Here is an 18016-nt window from a genome sequence, read left to right as displayed (position 1 = left end):
CCGATTCACAGATGTCTAGCGCCGGACTTCTCATGTCTAACCTCGTTTCCGGGACCGGTGCGGCCGCCGCCGCGAACCCGTTCATGCCGTCGGGCCTGCCGCCCCTGCCACCGCTGCACGCGGTGTTCCAGCCCATCGTGCTGCTCGCCGACGGCTCGGTGTATGGCTACGAAGCGTTGATCCGCGGGCCGCTCGGATCCCCGTTGGAAACACCCGACGCGTTGTTCCGCCTGGCCCGCGATGCCGAGGCGACCATCGCGCTCGAATGCCGCGCGGCCCGCACGGCGCTGGAGGCCTGGGCCGCGCTCGACCTGCCCGGCCGGCTGTTCGTGAACTTCAGCCCGCTGACGCTGCGCCATCTGCTGGCCGGCGGCGGCGAGGCCATGTCCGCGTTGCTGGCGGTCGACGGTGGCGCGATCGCGCCGGCGCGCGTGGTCATCGAGGTCACCGAGCAGACCGCGCTCGGCGATGCGGCGGCGTTTGGCCGCGCCATGACGCTGCTGGCGGAACGCGGCATGCAATACGCGCTCGACGACTTCGGCACCGGGCACGCCAACCTCGATCTGCTGGCCACGCTGACCCCGCAGTTCGTCAAGATCGACAAGTCGCTGGTGTGCGGCATTGCCACGTGCTCGCGACGGTTCGAGATCCTGCGCGCGGTCCTGCGCCTGATGCATGCGTTTGGCGGACGCGTGATCGCCGAGGGCATCGAGAATGCCGACGAACTGGCGGTGGTGCGCGACCTTGGCGTGACCGCCGCGCAGGGCTACTATCTGGGCCGGCCGGTGGCCCGGCCTTCGGGCGAGATCGCAGCAGGGATCCGCCAGGCGCTGGCATCCAAGCAGATCGCCGTATTTCCGCAGACGTTGCGTTCGGGATGGTCGGGCATGACGGCGGGCCGCTTGCTGCGGCCCGCGCCGACGGTGCTGGCCAGCACGCCCAACAACGACGTGCTGGCCATGTTCCACGCCCATCCCGATCTGCACGCGCTCGCGGTGGTGACCGAGCAGGGCCGGCCGCTCGCGCTGATCAACCGGCAGAACTTCATCGACTGCTACGCCATGCCGTTCCATCGCGAGCTCTATGGCAGGAAGGCCTGCATGTCGATGGCCAACCGCGATCCGGCCTGCTTCGATCGCGGCACGAGCCTGGAGACCGTGGCGCAGTGGTTTGCCGGCGAGCAGCGACGCTCGCTGGCCGATGGATTCGTGATCACCGATGGCGGCCGCTATCTCGGCCTGGGCACCAGCGCGGACCTGCTGGGCGCGGTGACGGACATCCGCATGGAGGCGGCGCGCTATGCCAATCCGCTCACATTCCTGCCCGGCAATATCCTGCTGAACCAGCATATCGGCCGGTTGCTGGAAGCGCGCAGCCCGTTTCATGCGTGTTATGTCGACCTGAATCACTTCAAGCCGTTCAACGACCACTATGGTTACTGGAAGGGTGACGAGATGCTCAAGGGCGCGGCCGCGGTGCTGAGCGAGGCGTGCGATGGGGCGCGCGATTTTCTGGGTCATATCGGCGGCGACGACTTCCTGATCCTGTTTCAGGGCGCCGACTGGGAGCCGCGCATCCGCAACGCAATGGCGCGCTTCAACGTGGCGGCGCAGGCCCTGTATGCACCCGACGATCGCGCGGCCGGCGGCATCCAGGGTGAGGATCGCCATGGGCGACCGATGTTCTTTGCGCCGGTGACGATGGCTGCGGGCGTCGTGCGGGTAAGCGGCGATGTCATGGCCGATGCGCGGCAGCTCGCCATCCGCCGGCTCGATATCCACCATATCGCGGCGGCCGCGGCCGCCGCCAAGCATGCGGCCAAGCGCGCGGAACACGGGCTGGCGCTGCTCGACCTGGGCGAGATTGCGGCGCGTGGCGGCCTGGCGGAGTGAGCGATCAGGAGCTGGCGTCGGGAGCCTGATGGGACGTGGCGCGATGCCGGACCGTGCCAGGAGAGCGCCAGGAGAGCGCCAGGAGAGCGCCAGGAGAGCGCCAGGAGAGCGCCAGGAGAGCGCCAGGAGAGCGCCAGGAGAGCGCCAGGAGAGCGCCAGGAGAGCGCCAGGAGAGCGCCAGGAGAGCGCCAGGAGAGCGCCAGGAGAGCGCCAGGAGAGCGCCAGGAGAGCGCCAGGAGAGCGCCAGGAAGGCGCCAGGAAAGCGCCAGGAAAGCGCGGGTGGCAAACCTCAGGCAGAACCCAGTTGCTGCGAATGGTGGACCATGGCCAGCATCGGGTCGCGTGGGACGCGTGCGAGCGCGCTGTCGTCGGGACGGTAGGACTCGAGCACGTCAAGGCGGTAACCTTGCGCATAGACCACGCTGACGGTGACGCCGTTCTCGGGACCCAGGGACAGCGTGCGCCGCATGCGCGAGACCAGCTGTGCCAGCGCACGCGACAGCGGCGAGAGTTCGCGCCCCCACACCACACGTTCGATGCGATCGTTGCTGAGCATGCAGCCCGCGTTGGAGAACATCAGCGTGGCGAGGTCGAACTCCTTCGGTGTCATCGCGATCCGGCGTCCGCGCAGCAGCGCGTAGCGGCCGGTGCTGTTGAGTTGATAAGGCCCCGCGCTGACGCTGAGACCGGCGCGGCTGCCCGCATGCAGGACGCGCCGCCGTAACGCGGCGATGCGCGCAAGCAGCACGCGTTCGGACAGCGGCTGCACCAGGTAGTCGTCGGCGCCGGCATCGAGCGCCTCGACCAGCGCGTCGTCGTCGGACTGCTGCGACAGCATCATGATCGGCACGTCGCGCGCGCGGGCGGCACGGACTGCGCGAATCACGTCGATGGCGGGAATATCGGGGAGCTCGCGGTCGATCAGCAGCATGTCGTAAGTGTCGTGGCTGATACCGTGGATGAGATCGCGGCCCGCGGCAAAAACGCTGCAGTGGAATCCGGCCATCGACAATAGTTGTTCGATTGCCTGGGGACGCGCGGCCCCGCTGGTCAGCAATGCGATATTGGCGGAAGTGGCAAGGGCCGGGGAGGCGGCGGGAGCTGCGGTCATGGAGATCTCTTCAAAGACGGCGACAAACGGAACGCGGGTGAGATAGTTCCGACGCAGAGTAGCCATGGCGCTTGCCTCCAACAATAAGCAAAGTCTGAAAATTCCGAGCACAACCGGAATCCATCGTCGTTAGCTGAATTCGTGGATGCATCGGTGGAGCACCGCCGGTTGCGTTGCCGGGGTGGCGTCCATCGCATTGGCTACGGGGTTGGCGTCCATTCCGGCGCGCGCTGCGGATGGTTGCATCGGGCAGGCCGCCAATGACCGTGCGCATGGCGTGCACCGCCGGCGGGTGGCTGTGCCAGAATAACGTTCATCCCGTTCCGGCCTGCCGTGGCAAAGCCCGCCTATGATGAGTCCCAGTGTCGTTGCCGCGATCGTTCTGACCTTTCATACCGTCGGCCTGCTGGCCGCGCTGCATGCCGTCATGACGGTGCGGACCGCGCCGGGTGCGATCGCATGGGCCGGCTCGCTGGTGATGATGCCGTACCTGGCGCTGGTGCCCTACCTGATCTTCGGCCGCAGCACGTTTGCCGGCTACGTCAATGCGCGTCGCTTCAACAACGACCGCCTGCGCGAGATTCGGCAGGACATGAGCGTGCCCGGCCGCGATGCGCTGGCGGCCTGCGTGGTGCAGACGCCCGCGGCCGCCTGCATGCGCGCGCTGCCGCGCCTCACTGGCATGCCGTGCGTGACGGGCAACGCGGTACGCCTGCTGGTCAACGGCACCGATACCTTCGCGGCGATCTTTGCCGCCATCGAGGCCGCGCGCGAGGTGGTGCTGGTGCAGTTCTTCATCGTCCATGACGACGATCTTGGCCGGGCGCTGCAGCGCCGCCTGTGCGAGCGTGCCGCGGCCGGCGTCAAGGTTTATTTCCTGTACGACAGCATCGGTTGCCACGCGCTCGGGCGCGAGTACGTGCGCACGCTGCAGCAGGCCGGTGTGGAGGCGCGACCGTTTGCCACCCATCCGGGCTTTGTCAACCGGTTCCAGTTGAACTTCCGCAATCATCGCAAGCTTGTGGTGGTCGATGGCGGCTGTGCGTTCGTGGGCGGGCACAATGTCGGCGACGAATACCTGGGCCGCCGCGCGCCGCTGGCGCCTTGGCGCGATACCCATATCGAGCTTCGCGGGCCGGCGGTGCTGGGCCTGCAGATGGCCTTCGCGGAGGACTGGTACTGGGCCGCGCGCGAGGTGCCGCATCTGCTGATGCCGCCCAACCCGACGGCCGGCAACATGGTGTGCCAGGTCGTGCCGAGCGGGCCGGCCGATAACCAGGAAACCTGTTCGCTGTTCTTCGTCGAGGCCATTCAGTCCGCGCGCGAGCGGATCTGGATTACGTCGCCGTACTTCGTCCCGGACGAGGCGGTCTTTGCCATGCTGCGGCTGGCGGTGCTGCGTGGCGTGGACGTGCGCATCATGATGCCGGCGCGGCCCGATCACCTCGTGGTGTTTGCCGCATCCACGCTCTATGCCTACCAGGCCATCTGCGCTGGCGTGAAGATCTACCGCTACCAGCCCGGCTTTCTCCACCAGAAGGTGATTCTGGTCGACGACGAAGCCGCGGCGGTGGGCACCGCCAATCTCGACAATCGCTCGTTTCGTCTGAACTTCGAGATGATGGTCATGACCGCGGACCGCGCGTTTGCCGCCGACGTTGCGCGCATGCTCGAGGCCGACTTTGCACATGCCCGTCCGGTGGGGCGCGCGGAGTTCATGACGGCGCCGGCATGGATGCGCGTGGCCATGCACGTGGCCAAGCTGTTCGCGCCCATTCTGTAGTGCCGCGCGTGCCATGCCGCCGCCCCATGGCGGGCACGACGCCGGGGCACGATACCGCCGCGCCATGCGCCGCGGCCTGTCAGGGGCTGGCAGGATTTGTGTACACTGTCTACTATTAAGTCAACGCCGCCTGCGCGGCGATCAACAAGAGGGTTAGCGCCATGAGCGAGACCGCTGCCATCCCGCCCGCACCGCCCACGTCCCCCCACGTCCCCCCACGTCCCCCCACGTCCCCCACGTCCCCCACGTCCCCCACGTCCCCCGCTCCGACTGCCCGCACCACCTATCGCCATGGCGATCTGCGCCGCGCGCTGCTCCAGGCCGGTATGGACCTGGCCCAGGCCGGCGGCCCGGATGCGATCGTACTGCGCGAGGCCACACGCCGCGCCGGGGTGGTGCCCAATGCCGCCTACCGCCACTTTGCCAATCGGCACGACCTGCTGCAGGCCGTGCGCGCGGCAGCGCTGTCGCGCCTGGCCATGGCGATGGAGGCCGAGCTGGCCACGGTGCCGGCCGAGGCCGAAGCGGCGGCGCGCGCCCGCGCGAGCCTGCGCGCCATCGGACAGGGTTATCTGCGCTTTGCGTTGACCGAAACCGGACTGTTCCGCACGGCATTTTCCGTACGCGACGAGGTCGAGCAGGATGCCGATCCGGCCAAGGCCGGTGCAAGCGGACTCAATCCCTTTCAATTGCTGGCGGCCGCGTTGGACGGACTGGTGACGGCGGGAGTGCTGCCGGCCGAGCGCCGGCCCGGAGCGGAGTACCTGGCGTGGGCGGCGGTCCATGGCCTGGCCATCCTGCTGATCGACGGGCCGCTCTATGGCCGCGCGGCCGAGCAGGCCGGCATGCTTGGACAACGTCTGGTAGAAATGGTCGAGAAGGGGCTTTGAAAGGTGAACGGACGGCGCGTGCACCCTGGCGCGATGGCGTAAAGCGGGAAAAGGCGAAGAAAGCGGGGAAGAGCGCGCAAAAAAACGCCACGCCAGCGGGGACCGGCGTGGCATCCAAGGGGGGAAGTCAAAGGAGGGGTAGACCTTGACTCCATCGGGGCTTCCGCAGGGGGCGGAAGCAGAAGTAATGTAATGAGACGAATCTCATGCGGAAATCGGATTTCTGCGAAACTGCCTGGTCTAAGGGTAGCGTGGGCGCGTGACCCGGCGACGCGAAGCAGGAGACAGATGATGCGGACATGGCGTGGATGGCGACTCGCCGCCACGGCGGGATGTGTGGCGATGCTCGGTGGCTGCGTGGCGTATCCTGGTTACGACGTGGCATATGGTTCGACGTACTATCCGGCGTATTACCAGGCCGATGGCACGCTCTATGCCAGCGGCTACGGGGCCGGCGTCACCTATTCGACCGGTTATCCCTCCGGTTACTACGGCACTTACGGCAGCAGCTACCGTTACTACGGCGGTTACCCCTACGCGCCGTATCCCTACTATCCCTATTACTACGGTCCGCGCTACGGCGCCGTGTATGGCAGCGTCTACTTTGGCAGCGGCTATTACCATGGCTATCGCGGCTACGGCGGCTACGGGCGTCACTATTACGGTGGCTACCGCGGCTGGCATGGCGGCTATCGTGGTGGCTATCACGGTGGCTATGGTGGGGGCTACAGCGGCGGATACCGTGGCGGCTATCGGGGCGGCTATCGGGGCGGCTATGGCGGCGGCTATGGCGGCGGCTATGGCGGCGGCCGCGGCGGTGGTGGCGGCCGTGGTGGCGGCCGTGGTGGCGGTGGCGGTGGCGGTGGCGGTGGCGGTGGCCACCGATAGGCGAGGGTCCGGCGTCCGGGCAGCCGGGCCGCGCCGCGAGCGGGCCCGCTTCTGTCTGGACAGTTACCGAGGCGCGTCGCGGTCTACGGCAATTGTCGCAATTGCCCGATCACCGACATCAGTCGCCCGTGCGCGACGGTCACGGCGGTCTCGTCCTGCAATGCTTCCTGATAGCGTTTGCGGAATGCCGCATCGCCACGCTCGCTGAACAGCTTCTGCGCGGCCCCGGCCACGGCACGGCAGGTGTCGTCGTGATGTGCCTGACCCTCGAGTTCTTCGTCGATCTCGATGATGAGCCGCGACAGCGGGTCGAGCCAGCGGAAGAAGGTCTCTTCCGTGACGAGTTGCACGAATTGCCCGGCGGGAATCGGCCCGTGGAGGCGTTCGTACTGGCTACGGTCGTAGCCAATGACTTCCTTATGCACCTGGAGCAATGCCGCGCGTAGCGCGCGCAGCCCCAACTTGCGGGTTTCCTGGGTGGCAAGGAACTGTTCGCTGGTCATTCCCGTCTCCACTTTCCTGTTGTAGGGCAGGTTTGTCTCGACGTCACCTCCCGGCCACGTCCCCAAACCGCGACGTTGCCTCCTGCCCGTTATCGTTCCTGACGCGCGCATCCGGCCACTCGCGACGCGCACGTTGCATTGGGAGTATAGGCAGCGCGTTCCGGCCGAACAAAGCGCCGCCGCCTAGCGAAATACCCGTATTGCAGCCCGGGGCCTGGCGATGCAGGCGATGTAGGACTTACGTTACCTTGCCCTTCGGTGGTGGCTCAGGTACGCTTCGGGGACGGTTCCGCAGTCGCTCAATGACCGCGCGCGGACGGCGCGTCGGACGCTGTCTGCGCAGTGACATTGCGGACAGTCGGCGTTTGCGACGAGGTTGCCCTCGGGCCCGGCGCAGGGAAGTAGCGCGCGAGCGCATCTTCGAACGTCGCCCGCGAAAAGCCGCCGCGATGCATGCCGACGAGCTTGCCGGTGCCGTCATAGAACAGCGTGGTCGGATACGCGGTGGCATGCACCGCGCGCGCGAACGACAACTGCGGATCGAACAGCGAATTGCGGATCTGCATGCCGGCCTCCTCGAAGAAGTCGAGCACCTGGTCGGGGGCTTCCGCCTGGTTGACGAACACGATCTCGATGCCACGGCGCTGCTGCTGCATGGCCGCGAGCATCGGCATTTCGGCGCGGCAGGGCGGACACCACGTGGCCCACAGGTTGACCACCAGCGGCTTGCCGTTGCCCGGCGAGACCTGGCGCGGCGTGCCGGCGGCATCGTAGACGACCACATCGGGAATGCGGCGGTCCGCGGTGGCGACTTCGACCGCCGCGGTGGTTGCGGTCCAGATGGTCAGGCCAACGCCGGCGGAGACCAGCAGCGGCACGCGCAGGTTGCGACGGCGAACCAGGAACCAGGCCAGCGCGATGGCTCCGGCCACGGCACCGGCGGTGTGGTCGAAGCCGAGATCGCGGATATCGAAGATGCCGGGCCAGTGCTCGCGATAGGCAGGCAGATACTGCAGCACGAAGACGATGCGCGCGACCACCAGCGCGATCACGACTACGATGCCGGCGATATTTTCGATCGCGGCGGGATGGCGGCTGGTGACGCGCCCGGCGATCATCGCCGCGATCAGGCTCACGATCAGGACGAAGGGGGCGATATAGGACGTAATGAACTGCAGGATCATGGCGGCGTGTGGAACAGGGCGATGGAGGAGCGGCAGGTTGCGTGTGTGGCCGATCGAGTGTGTGGGCACGTAAGGTCGACAAGAGAAGCGGTAAGGCAGGGCAGGGTCCTACCAGCGTAGCGCCAGCGGTCCGAGCAAGGCGCCCGCGACGGTCGGGATCGACATGCCCGCGAGATACCAGGTGGCCCAGAACGGGATCTGCATCTCGGGACAATGCAGGCAGTACGCGAGCGCGCCGGTGGCGCCGGCAAACAGCCCGGCCATGGCCCCCGAGAGGCGCAATTGCGTCGGTGCCAGGCCGCGCAGCGCCCACAGCATGAGCGCGAGGCAGGGCAGTGCGAGCATCGCGATATTGAGCGAACAGGTGCGCCAGGTCCGGCCCAGCACCAGGGCTTCGCGCAACTCCGGCGGTGCCGACGCCACCGCGAGCGTAGCGAGCAGCCATGCGACCCCGGCCGGGCCGGCGATGCCGAGCCACAGCCGATGTGGCAATGCGCCGGGGCTGGCCAGGCGCGCACTGATGGCCAGCGCGCTGATCCAGAGCGACAGCGGCAGCGCGAGCTTGAGCCAGAATGCGGGCGTGGCGAACAGCCGGTCGAGGTCCGCGCGCGTGCCGGGAAACAGCACGAGCAGCAGCAGTGCGACGGCGAGGCCGAGCAGCACCGGGGGCACCAGGCGCTTGCGCGCGGCATGCCGGTCGGTCGGCTCCAGGCCGGTGGACAGCATCACGATCAGATCGTCGGTTTTCATGTCTCTTCCTTCCTGCTGGCATGGGCCAGCGCCTTGAGGCCGCGATGAATGCCCACCTTGACGGCGGACGCCGACAATCCGGTCAGCTTTGCCGTCTCCGCCACCGAACGCCCCTCGAGCTTGACGTGGAGGATGGGCAGCCGTTGCTTGTCCGGCAATTGGGCCAGCAGCTTGCCGAGATCGCGACGGGCGTGCGCGGGTTCGTTGTCGCTCGCGGTGAACCATGCCACTTCCTCGTCAAAGGGGTCGTGCAGCGCCTCGCGGCGCGAACGCGCGCGCAGGTAGTCGGCAAGCTTGTAGCGTGCAATCGCCTGCAGCCAGGCCCCGAGCCGCTGTTCGGCGCGATAGGTGTGGCGGCTGTTATGCACGGCAAGCAGTACCTCCTGCACCAGGTCCTCGACGTCGTGCTCCAGGTACCAGAGGCGATGGCGGATCAAAGCCCGCAGATGGCCAGTCAGGATTCGCAGGAATTCACGGTAGGCCGTACCGTCGCCATCGAGCGCACGGCTGAACAGGCCTTCGAGCCGGTCTTCGATGGGCGTTGCCAGGTTGACTCCTGAAGTGGATCATGCGTGTCGCCAGCGTCCTGGCCTCGCCATGTCTATCGACGGCGAGGGGCGCGCGGTTACAGCGTCGGCGAAAAAATTTCCGCGCCGGCCCCCGGCCGCGCGGCGCACGGCGCTCACACGATCATACGTGGGGGTAAGTGCCCCTGCCGGCGGGAGAGGCGCTGGTCGGGCCGGCCGCATGAGGGGCGGCGGCCGCTTCTGCCACCGCTGTCACCCCGGTCGCGCGTGGCGCCGAGGTCAGATGCAGGACTGCGCGCAACGGCAGATGGTCCGAGGCCATGCGCGCGAGCGGGCTGGCATGGCGCGCCACCGACACCAGGTGCGCGCGCGGCGAGGTCCAGATCCGGTCGAGCGCAAGGAATGGCCAGCGCGACGGAAACGTTGCCACATGCGGTGTGCGTTCGAAGTAGGCGTGGAGCCAGCGCAGCGGCCGACCCCACAGGAACCATTCGTTGACATCGCCCAGCAGCAGCGTGGGTTGCGCCGGTGCCTCGGCGAGCGCGGTCAGCAGGCGCTGCACCTGCCAGCGCCGCTCGCTCGGGCGCAGGCCCAGGTGGGTGGCGATCACGCGCAACGTGAAGGTGCCATGTTCGAGGGCGTGGCAGGCCAGCACTGCGTCGATGGCGCCGCGCGGCTCCCGGCCCTTGACGCTGAGGTCGATATGGCGCACGCGCAAGGGGCGGTGGCGCGTCAGCAAGGCATTGCCGTAGTCCCCGTCCTCGCGCACCAGCGTGGGACCTGGCACCGCATGGTGGCCGCCGTGCTCGGACAGGAACCCGAGCATGTCGAAGCCGGTCGCGCGCGTTTCCACTTCCTGCAGCGCGATGATATCGGCCGCGAGTTCGGCCAGCACGCCGGCGATGCGGTTCGGCACGAAATGCCCGTCGATGCCCACACCGCCGTGGATGTTGTAGCTGGCCACCGTGGCCTGCGCATGCAACGGTGCCGCGGCCGGAGGGGGCATGCCGCGGGCGTTCATGTGGTGCGTTGGCGGGGCGCGGGCGTGCGATGCGAACGGGCCGGAACGCTCTCGGCATGGGCCGCCGCGTGCGCTTCGGCCGACGCCTCGCGGCGGACCTCGGTCCGTCCCGCGCATCCGGTACGGGACGTCGCCTCGTGGTGCGATTCGGCCGCGTCGCGGGCCTGGCCTTGCGCCTGCGCGTGCGCCTGGCGGCGCCGCTTGCGTCGGCGCAGCAGCAACAGCACCGAGGCCGGCAGCAGCAGGACCAGCAGGACCAGCGCAAAGGTCATCGGGCCCGGGTTGCGGGCCGCGGCGGCGATGCGGTCGACCAGCGAGGCCGACACCAGGATGCCAGGCGCCATGCCGATGGTGGTGCCGAGCAGGCAGTCGCGCAGGCGGATGCGCGAGGCACCCACCACCAGGTTGACCAGCGTGAACGGTGCCACCGGCACCAGGCGCATGACGACCATTGCGAGGATGCCGTGCTCGCCCAACTGCTGGCTCAGCCGGTTGAGGCGCTGGCCGCCGAAGCGGCGTACCGCATTGCGGCCGATCAGGCGGCCGACGGCATAGCCCGCGGCGGTGCTCAGCACGGTGCCGCATAGCGCGAGCGCGCCGCCATAGAGCGGACCGAATACGACCACGGTGACGACGATCAGCACGGTCACGGGCAGCAACACCAGGCCGCCGACGACATACGCGGCCATCATCGCGAGCGGGGCCAGCGGCATGTCGTCCACGCGCTGGACCATGGCCAGCAGCGCGCGGAAGTCCGTCCATTCGCGCAGCGGCGTATAGCGCCATGCGAACGCCAGCCCGGCCAGCAGCACGAGCAACAGCACCAGCATGCCGACGCGGCCGACGACGCGCGGACGCGCCTCGTGGCTGACGAAGGCTTCCACGATCTGCTCGCTGTCGATCGGCTCGATCGGGTCGAGCAGGTGGGCCGAGGGGGAAATGGCGTCGAGTTCCTCGGGCACCGACGGTTCCATGCGCGCGAGCGTGCGGCCCTGGGCGCGTTGGAGCGAGGTGATCGCCGCGATCAGTCGGCCCGGCGGTCGCGCGGGTGGCAAGGATGGCGCCGCAGGCGGCGCTGCGTCGGCCCCCGATGCCGGTGCCGATGGCGATGGCGATGGCGATGGCGATGGCGATGCTGTTCCTGCAAAAGCCTCATCGAGCTCGCGCGGGGTCACCGCCAGATGTTCGCACAGCAGACGATCGCGCATGGTCCGGATGGCCGCGGCAATGCGCGCGTCGCCGCGCGATTCGAGCACGATGTTGCATTCCGTGTCGAGGCCGAGCGAGCGGTTGTTGAGATTGGCGGAACCGATCGTAAGCAGGCGGTCGTCGACCACCATCACCTTGCTATGTACGTTGACGCATTCGTCGCCGAGACCGGGCACATACGGGCAGTACATGCGAAAGCGCTCGTGGCGGTCGGCCGCGCGCAGCTGGCGATAGAGTCGCGCGCGCAGCACGCCCATGCTGTGTTCCTCGAGCCAGCCGCTTTCGCTCTGGCGCGACACCAGCGCGATATCGGGGCCGTCCGGCTCGTCGAGCCGCGCGGCCAGCGCATCGGCGATCAGCCCGGAGCTGAAGTACTGGTTTTCGAGATAGAGATTGTCGCGCGCCGCGGCGATGGCATCGAGGTGCAGCGCGCGGATTTCGGCGATGCCGGGATCGTCGTCGCACGGCGGTGCGGTACGGCTGATGCCGACGCTGATGTCGGTCAGGTCCGGCGCCACCTGCGGCGGCCATGCATCGCCGACCGGACCGCGCGGCGTGCGCGGCGTGCGCCCGGTGGCATGGAGCCAGCGATGGGCCGCAAGCTCGCCGAGCGCGGCCGCCGCCTCGCCATCGACCATGCACTGCACGTCATGGAACGGGGCATAGGGCTTGCCGTCGGGATCGCGGCGTAACGGCTCGTCGGCCATATGATGGTGGCGGTCCCAGCGTCGGATGGTGAGATCAAGTCCGCCGACAAAGGCGACCTGCTGATCGATCACGACCACCTTCTGGTGATGCGATGCGCCCGGCGGATGGTTGCCGTCGAGCTGGAACGACAGCCGGCGGTGGGTCTGCCAGTGCATGCGCGCGGCCGGCAGCCATTCGCGTTCGAGCGCAAACACCATGGAGAAATCCCAGCTCAGGACGTAGACGCGCAGGCCCGGCTGCCGGCGCGCCAGCTCGTTGAGGAAATCGCGCAGGCCCGGCGGATAGCCGTCGTTGCTGCCGTCCGGCACCAGCGTCATGCGGCTGTCGATATCCCAGCCGAGGATGAAGACGGTATGGCGCGCGCGCTTGAGCGCCTCGCGCAGCGCGGCAAAGTACGCCTCGCCATCGACCAGCATGGCAAAGCGATGGCACGGCGCCACCCGCCAGCAATTGTGGCCGGGCTTGAGGATGGGATCGGACGGGGTATTCATGACAAACACCCGCAGCGCAATTTCCGGACCCGCACCTGAACGCGCATGGCGGCGTCGCGGCAGGTCATCGACGGGGGTGTGCCACGTGTGCGCTTTACCGTCCTTTGTAAAAAGGAAAGTCGGTAGCGGACCGTGTGTAACGGTGGCGCGAGCGGCCTTATCGAAGAGGGCAGTCTGTTGCAAATGGGCAACGGAGGCCGGTCACGGGCATCGGGCCATGTCCGGCGCACGGCGGATGGCCGCGATCCGCGCCGGCTGGGCCCGGGATGGAGTTAGTACCCACCCATGGTGGGGTATCGCACCCCTCGGTCGATGGATTGACGAAGCGAAAAAAACAAAAACGAGAAATCCGTTGAAGTTGCACCCAAGCCTCTCCATAATCGACCCCGGTGCTCACCAGGCCGGCCTCGTAGTGCTGCGAGGTGTCTGGCTGTTCGTCTTCTCTCGCTCTGCGCGGGTGGTGTCCTGATGGTGTCTTGGTGGCGCCTTTCAGGGCCCCCCGCGCGTTTTTTTCCGGCCTTGCCGGCTGTGCCGGCTATGCCGGTTTTGCCGCCGTTACCGGCGCCTTGCGGCAATTTTTGCCGGCGCGCCGGCCAGCTTGCGCAGCGGTAGACCTCACCCGCCACGCGGCCAACATGCGCACCGGTAGACCTCAACCCGCCGCGCGGCCGAGCGGTTCGTTGCCAGGCATCGGGAAGTTTTCCACGCGCAGCGTCTGTGGCATCGATAGCGAGATATCGGCTTCACGCAGGCGCTTGAGGATCTCGAACAGCAGATCGCTCTTGGCGTTGGCCGTCATGCGCGGGCTGCTGACAAAGCCGGTCACGCTCAGCGTGATGCCGTTGGGCGCGAGCTGGTTGAACATGACCGACGGCGCCGGTACATCGAGAATGGCCTCGTTGTCGCGATACGCGGCGAGCAGCAGGTCACGTACCTGTTCCGGATCGGTGTTGAGCGGGAAGGTCAGCTGCAGCGAGGCCACGCCCTGCGTGCTGTTGTTCATGGTGACGTTGCGCACGTTCTGCGAGATCAGCTGCGAGTTCGGCACGATCATGGTGGAGCGGTCGCCGAGCTGGATCTCGGTGGCACGCACATTGATCCGGCGGATATCGCCCTCCACCCCGCCGATGCTGACCATGTCGCCTACCTTGACCGGCCGCTCCGTCAGCAGGATCAGGCCCGAGACGAAGTTCTTGACGATCTCCTGCAGGCCAAAGCCGATACCGACCGACAGCGCGCTGACGATCCATGCGAGGTTGTTCCAGCGCACGCCGAGCAGCGAGAGCGCCAGCAATACCAGCAGCACATAGCCCACATTGCTGAACAGCGTGATCAGCGACGCGCGCAGGCCCGGGTCCATGCCGAGCTTGGGCAACATCTCCGCATCGAGCCAGCGCCGCACCGAACGCAGCAGCCACACGCCCACCGTCAGCGCGACGATGGCGTTGAAGATGCGGTCCGGCATGATGTTGAAGCTGCGCAGGCGCTCGCCGCCAAATACGCGCAGCAGGCTGTCCGCGAGCTCCGCCGGCGTGGTGCCAAAGCCGCCGGTCAGCAGTGCGATGACCGCCACCAGCAGCAACACACTGGCGCCGATGCCGGACAGCACCGTGGAGGTCTGCTCCAGGTGGTGGTCGGCCATGCCGAACAGCTGCTTGATCACGCGTCCGCTCGCATGATTGACCGAGAACACGCTTTCGCAGATATCGCGCGTCAGTTGCGTGAGCAGGTAGAGACTGCACAGCACGATATCGAACCAGACCAGCTCGTAGGTGAGGAAGCGCCCCACCGTGATGTAGCCGATCAGCAGCGCGCCGAGCGAGATCACGATGGTCAGCGTGACCGCGGCGTGGATCAGGCCCGCCAATGTCGCGCGCGCTTCCGGTTGTTCGCCTGCTGCCGCGAGTTCGGTACGCACGCGGTTGGCGCGCAGCAAGGCCGCGCCGATCACCACCACGACCACCAGCGAGACCAGCCCGCGCCCCAGCAGCGTGAACGGCACGCTCGTATCGAGCGTGCGGTTGAGTTGTTCGAGCGTGCCGGCCAGCAGCAGCAAACCGGCCAGAATGGACGGGAAGGGCCGCATGGCGAGCGCGACCGGGTCGGCCAGCGCGGGCAGGCGCCAGCTGGGATGCCCGGTGCACAGCAACGCACGGCCAAGGCCCGCGATCAGCGCGCTGGTCATCATCAGCTTGGCCATCTCGCTGAGCAGGTTTTCGAGGTCGGGCGGCGGCGCGTAATTGCGCGTGAGGGCGACGTAGGCCGCATGCACGGCGATCGCGGTGGTGGCCACCGTGGTGAGCGCCGTGGCCAGCGCCAGCGCACTGCGCCGCAGCCGGGTCTCGGGCAGGCGCGTCAGGCAGAACCATGCGGCGCCGCGTTCGATCACGCGCCGGCCGAGCGTCCACACCGCGAGAGCCAGCAACAGGAGCGCCACGGTGCCGGCGCGGGCGCCCGGCTGCCATGCCAGTGCGCCCATGGGCGCCACCTGGTCCCAGAACGCGTCGAAGCGGCGCTGGTCCTCATCGGTCCGCTTGAACAGCGGCGCCCAGAACTGCGGATTCAGAACGCTGTCCGAACGCAGCGCGAGCTGGTCCTTCAGGCGGCTGCGCTTGAGCTTGGCGAGCTGGTCCTCCAGGTTGGCGATATTGTCCCTGGTCTCGCCGGCCTGCTTGAGCGCGCCTTCGAGCTGGCTCTTGCGGTTGTTGAGGTCGGCGCGGTTGCGCGCCACGGCGGCGGCTTCCGGCGGCGTGGTGCCGGGTGCGGGCGGCGGGCCCAGCACGTCGAGTTGCGCCTGCAGCTGGGCGATCTGCGGCGTCAGTGCCGCGGTCAGTTTGTCGACATCGGTGCCGAGGCCTTGCAGCGCGTCTTCCAGGTCATGCAGCTTGCCCTTGCTGTCGGGGGCGGAGGCGGCCTGCTTGATGCGGTCCTGCTCGGTCTGGAGTCGCTTGAGTTCGGCGAGCGCATCGGCACGGGAGACGGTCGGTATCGCGGGTGCACTGGCATCTGCTTCACCTTCCGCGAGGGCAGACGCGTGGGCGAACGGCGCGAGGTGACACAGTGCAATCAGCACGAGGTTCAGCGCGAACTTGGAGAGTTTGCTCATTGCGGAAACGCGTGGATGATCTGGCGGGCCGGTCATCGGCGGCGCGGATCACCCGTCCGCATCATGGTGCCTCGGGTTCGCGCAGAGGCGAACCACCGAACCATGGGGGGCGGCGGAGCGGGTGGGCCGGATGACCGGGCGAACGTGCCGTCGCAACGACGGCACAGGGCAGGGGGTGCGGCCGCGTCACACGTGCTTTGCGCACGCACAGGGGCGACCGCGGAACGGAAGCGATTATACGCAAAGCGGTTGCGTCACACGGGCTGTGGCGCGCGCTGGAAGCACGGTTGGCGTGTCGCTCGCACGTTGCCGGGACGGTCCCTTGCGGCCTCGGTGACCTGTCGCTCAGGCGTCGTCGATGCCGTCGCTGATCCTGCTTCGTGCGATGCGTATCCGCGTGGCGCGTCGCGGCGCGACACCACCTGTTCGCGCATCGAGCCACGGATCAGAGCCGCGCTCTCGCCGAGCGGGGTGTCCATGGGGAAGTGGCCTGCTTCGAGGATATGGATCCGCGCCACGCGCCCGGTGGCAAGCCAAAGCGGCGGGCAAACGCGCGCGCAAACGTGGTCTGGTCCGGATAGCCAACGCCGAACGCGATCTCCAGCAGCGGCATCTCGCCGGCCATCAGCCATTGCACCGCCTGATCGAGCCGCAGGCGCGTCTGGTAGGCGTGTGGGGTATCGCCGAACGCTTCGCAAAACAACGCATGGAAGCGCCGCGCGCCCCAGCCGAAATGCGCGGCCAGGCGGTCGGCGCGCACCGGCGTGGCAAGATTGGCGCGCAGGTACGCGTCGATGGCCGCCACCGGAAAGCGTGCCGAGCCCGCATCGCCGAGCCGTCCGGCCAGCGCCGTGGCGAGGCGGGCGGCACGTTGCCATGCGTGTTGCAGCGGCAGGCAGCGCGCCGGCGCATTGAGCGCGGTCCCCATCGCCGTCCCCATCGCCGTCCCCATCGCTGACACCTCGGGGGGCGCGGCGAGCTCGCGCACGCACGCGGCTAGCGCCCCGTCGAGCGCGAACGCGCGGGGGCGTGCCATCAGGCCGGCGGGCAGCGCGACCGAGGCCGGCGGAAAGTCGGCGACAAGCTGGAAGTTGCCCACCAGGCCCGCGCAGACGTGATGCGCGCCGGCGGGGATCACGAGCCCGTGCGTCGCATCGACGCGATACGCGTGCCCGTCGACTTCGAGCTCCAGTGCACCGTCGATGCCGAACAGCAGCTGGTGGTAGTCGTGCGCATGGCCGAATGCCGCCGGCGCGTAGCGGCGCGGCTCCACGAGCGGGGAGGCGGGCGGGGAGGCGAGCAGTGGCAGGGGCACGGAGGCCGGTTCGGCGGCGGGCATGGCCGCATATTCTACGCGCCGGACCACCGCGCGGCTCCGGCCGGCATGCTGGCAACACAGTCCGGCGCGGCCCTCCGCGCGCCGGACGCTGACACCCCGAACGCGCCGCCTTATCCGTTTCGTCGAGCTGCATCACGGAACGTCTCACCCTTTTGCAGGGTGGCGAGTTGGCCGCATCCCTGTTAGAAACAGGCCGCGAAGGATGTCATGCAGTTTTGTCTCGTAGCACGGATGCGTCCTTTCCGTTTGGGAATAGTCAGAAAGGAATGCCTCCGGATGGAGAAACGTCGACAAAGCTTGCTCCGCGCCCATATCAAGGAATTTGTCCTGCCGCCGATCAGCGACGGGCTGGTACTCGGCAGGGCGTCGCCGATCGGCCATGTGGCGGTGGGCCGCGCGTTGAGTCTGCTATCGACCACGGCGTTCGAGCATATCGAGATCGACGACGACGTTATTTCGGACATCCTCGTGCGCAAGGCGATTTTGCGCAAGATTCCGCCAAGCCAGCTCAAGGCCTTTGTGCTGGAAGAGGTCAAACCGGCAATGGGGGCGGAGGAAATCATTCACCTGAGCCTGGAAATCGAGTTGTTCCTGGAACAGAAGCTGGGGTAAGC

14 protein-coding genes are annotated in these 18016 nt (G+C 67.8%); 5 read left to right on the top strand and 9 right to left on the bottom strand.

Features of this window, described 5'->3' with window-relative positions:
• Positions 1 to 83 precede the first annotated feature (83 nt).
• Positions 84 to 1892, top strand: coding sequence for an EAL domain-containing protein (locus tag DFLDMN_RS25645; protein WP_423200570.1), 1809 nt, complete (start codon positions 84 to 86; stop codon positions 1890 to 1892).
• Between the two features lie 289 nt (positions 1893 to 2181).
• On the opposite strand, the gene DFLDMN_RS25640 is transcribed toward DFLDMN_RS25645, so the two are convergent.
• Positions 2182 to 3003 carry a response regulator transcription factor gene (locus DFLDMN_RS25640; protein WP_423198565.1) on the bottom strand — a complete coding sequence of 274 codons (822 nt, stop codon included), beginning with the start codon at positions 3001 to 3003 and terminating at the stop codon, positions 2182 to 2184.
• Positions 3004 to 3352: 349 nt separating this feature from the next.
• On the opposite strand from DFLDMN_RS25640, the gene cls reads away from it, so the two are divergent.
• The 3 genes from cls to DFLDMN_RS25625 all read left to right on the top strand — a co-directional run bounded on the left by cls (position 3353) and on the right by DFLDMN_RS25625 (position 6564).
• The gene (gene cls / locus DFLDMN_RS25635; RefSeq protein WP_423198564.1) at positions 3353 to 4786 is read left to right on the top strand and encodes a cardiolipin synthase; all 1434 of its coding nucleotides are present in this window, start codon (positions 3353 to 3355) and stop codon (positions 4784 to 4786) included.
• Positions 4787 to 4947: 161 nt separating this feature from the next.
• Positions 4948 to 5676 (top strand): TetR/AcrR family transcriptional regulator, encoded by a 729-nt coding sequence (locus DFLDMN_RS25630; RefSeq protein ID WP_423198563.1) that lies wholly within the window; start codon positions 4948 to 4950, stop codon positions 5674 to 5676.
• Between the two features lie 288 nt (positions 5677 to 5964).
• The gene (locus DFLDMN_RS25625) at positions 5965 to 6564 is read left to right on the top strand and encodes a hypothetical protein (protein ID WP_423198562.1); all 600 of its coding nucleotides are present in this window, start codon (positions 5965 to 5967) and stop codon (positions 6562 to 6564) included.
• An 83-nt stretch (positions 6565 to 6647) separates the two neighbouring features.
• On the opposite strand, the gene DFLDMN_RS25620 is transcribed toward DFLDMN_RS25625, so the two are convergent.
• The 8 genes from DFLDMN_RS25620 to DFLDMN_RS25585 all read right to left on the bottom strand — a co-directional run bounded on the left by DFLDMN_RS25620 (position 6648) and on the right by DFLDMN_RS25585 (position 17402).
• The gene (locus DFLDMN_RS25620; RefSeq protein WP_423198561.1) at positions 6648 to 7067 is read right to left on the bottom strand and encodes a hypothetical protein; all 420 of its coding nucleotides are present in this window, start codon (positions 7065 to 7067) and stop codon (positions 6648 to 6650) included.
• A 299-nt stretch (positions 7068 to 7366) separates the two neighbouring features.
• On the bottom strand, positions 7367 to 8251 hold the full coding sequence (locus DFLDMN_RS25615; protein WP_423198560.1) for a TlpA family protein disulfide reductase: 885 nt from the start codon (positions 8249 to 8251) through the stop codon (positions 7367 to 7369).
• A gap of 108 nt (positions 8252 to 8359) precedes the next feature.
• Entirely contained in the window at positions 8360 to 9001 is a 642-nt protein-coding gene (locus DFLDMN_RS25610) for a DUF1109 domain-containing protein (RefSeq protein ID WP_423198559.1), read from the bottom strand.
• Entirely contained in the window at positions 8998 to 9549 is a 552-nt protein-coding gene (locus DFLDMN_RS25605; RefSeq protein WP_423200569.1) for a sigma-70 family RNA polymerase sigma factor, read from the bottom strand. The genes DFLDMN_RS25610 and DFLDMN_RS25605 overlap by 4 nt, the downstream gene beginning before the upstream one ends.
• 142 nt (positions 9550 to 9691) lie before the next feature.
• On the bottom strand, positions 9692 to 10534 hold the full coding sequence (locus tag DFLDMN_RS25600; protein WP_423198558.1) for an endonuclease/exonuclease/phosphatase family protein: 843 nt from the start codon (positions 10532 to 10534) through the stop codon (positions 9692 to 9694).
• 11 nt (positions 10535 to 10545) lie between these two features.
• A complete protein-coding gene (locus DFLDMN_RS25595) occupies positions 10546 to 12957 on the bottom strand; it encodes a VTT domain-containing protein (protein ID WP_423198557.1) in 2412 nt (803 codons plus the stop codon).
• 652 nt (positions 12958 to 13609) lie between these two features.
• A complete protein-coding gene (locus DFLDMN_RS25590) occupies positions 13610 to 16063 on the bottom strand; it encodes a DUF3772 domain-containing protein (protein WP_423198556.1) in 2454 nt (817 codons plus the stop codon).
• A gap of 445 nt (positions 16064 to 16508) precedes the next feature.
• On the bottom strand, positions 16509 to 17402 hold the full coding sequence (locus tag DFLDMN_RS25585; protein ID WP_423198555.1) for a helix-turn-helix transcriptional regulator: 894 nt from the start codon (positions 17400 to 17402) through the stop codon (positions 16509 to 16511).
• A 276-nt stretch (positions 17403 to 17678) separates the two neighbouring features.
• Here DFLDMN_RS25585 and DFLDMN_RS25580 point away from each other — a divergent pair, with 276 nt between their 5' ends.
• The gene (locus tag DFLDMN_RS25580) at positions 17679 to 18014 is read left to right on the top strand and encodes a hypothetical protein (protein WP_423198554.1); all 336 of its coding nucleotides are present in this window, start codon (positions 17679 to 17681) and stop codon (positions 18012 to 18014) included.
• Positions 18015 to 18016: the final 2 nt, after the last annotated feature.

It is taken from the genome of Cupriavidus sp. H19C3, assembly GCF_049393815.1.
Classification (GTDB): Bacteria; Pseudomonadota; Gammaproteobacteria; order Burkholderiales; family Burkholderiaceae; genus Cupriavidus.
Note: the sequence above shows the minus strand (reverse complement) of the source record. Positions and strands in the feature narration are given on the sequence as shown.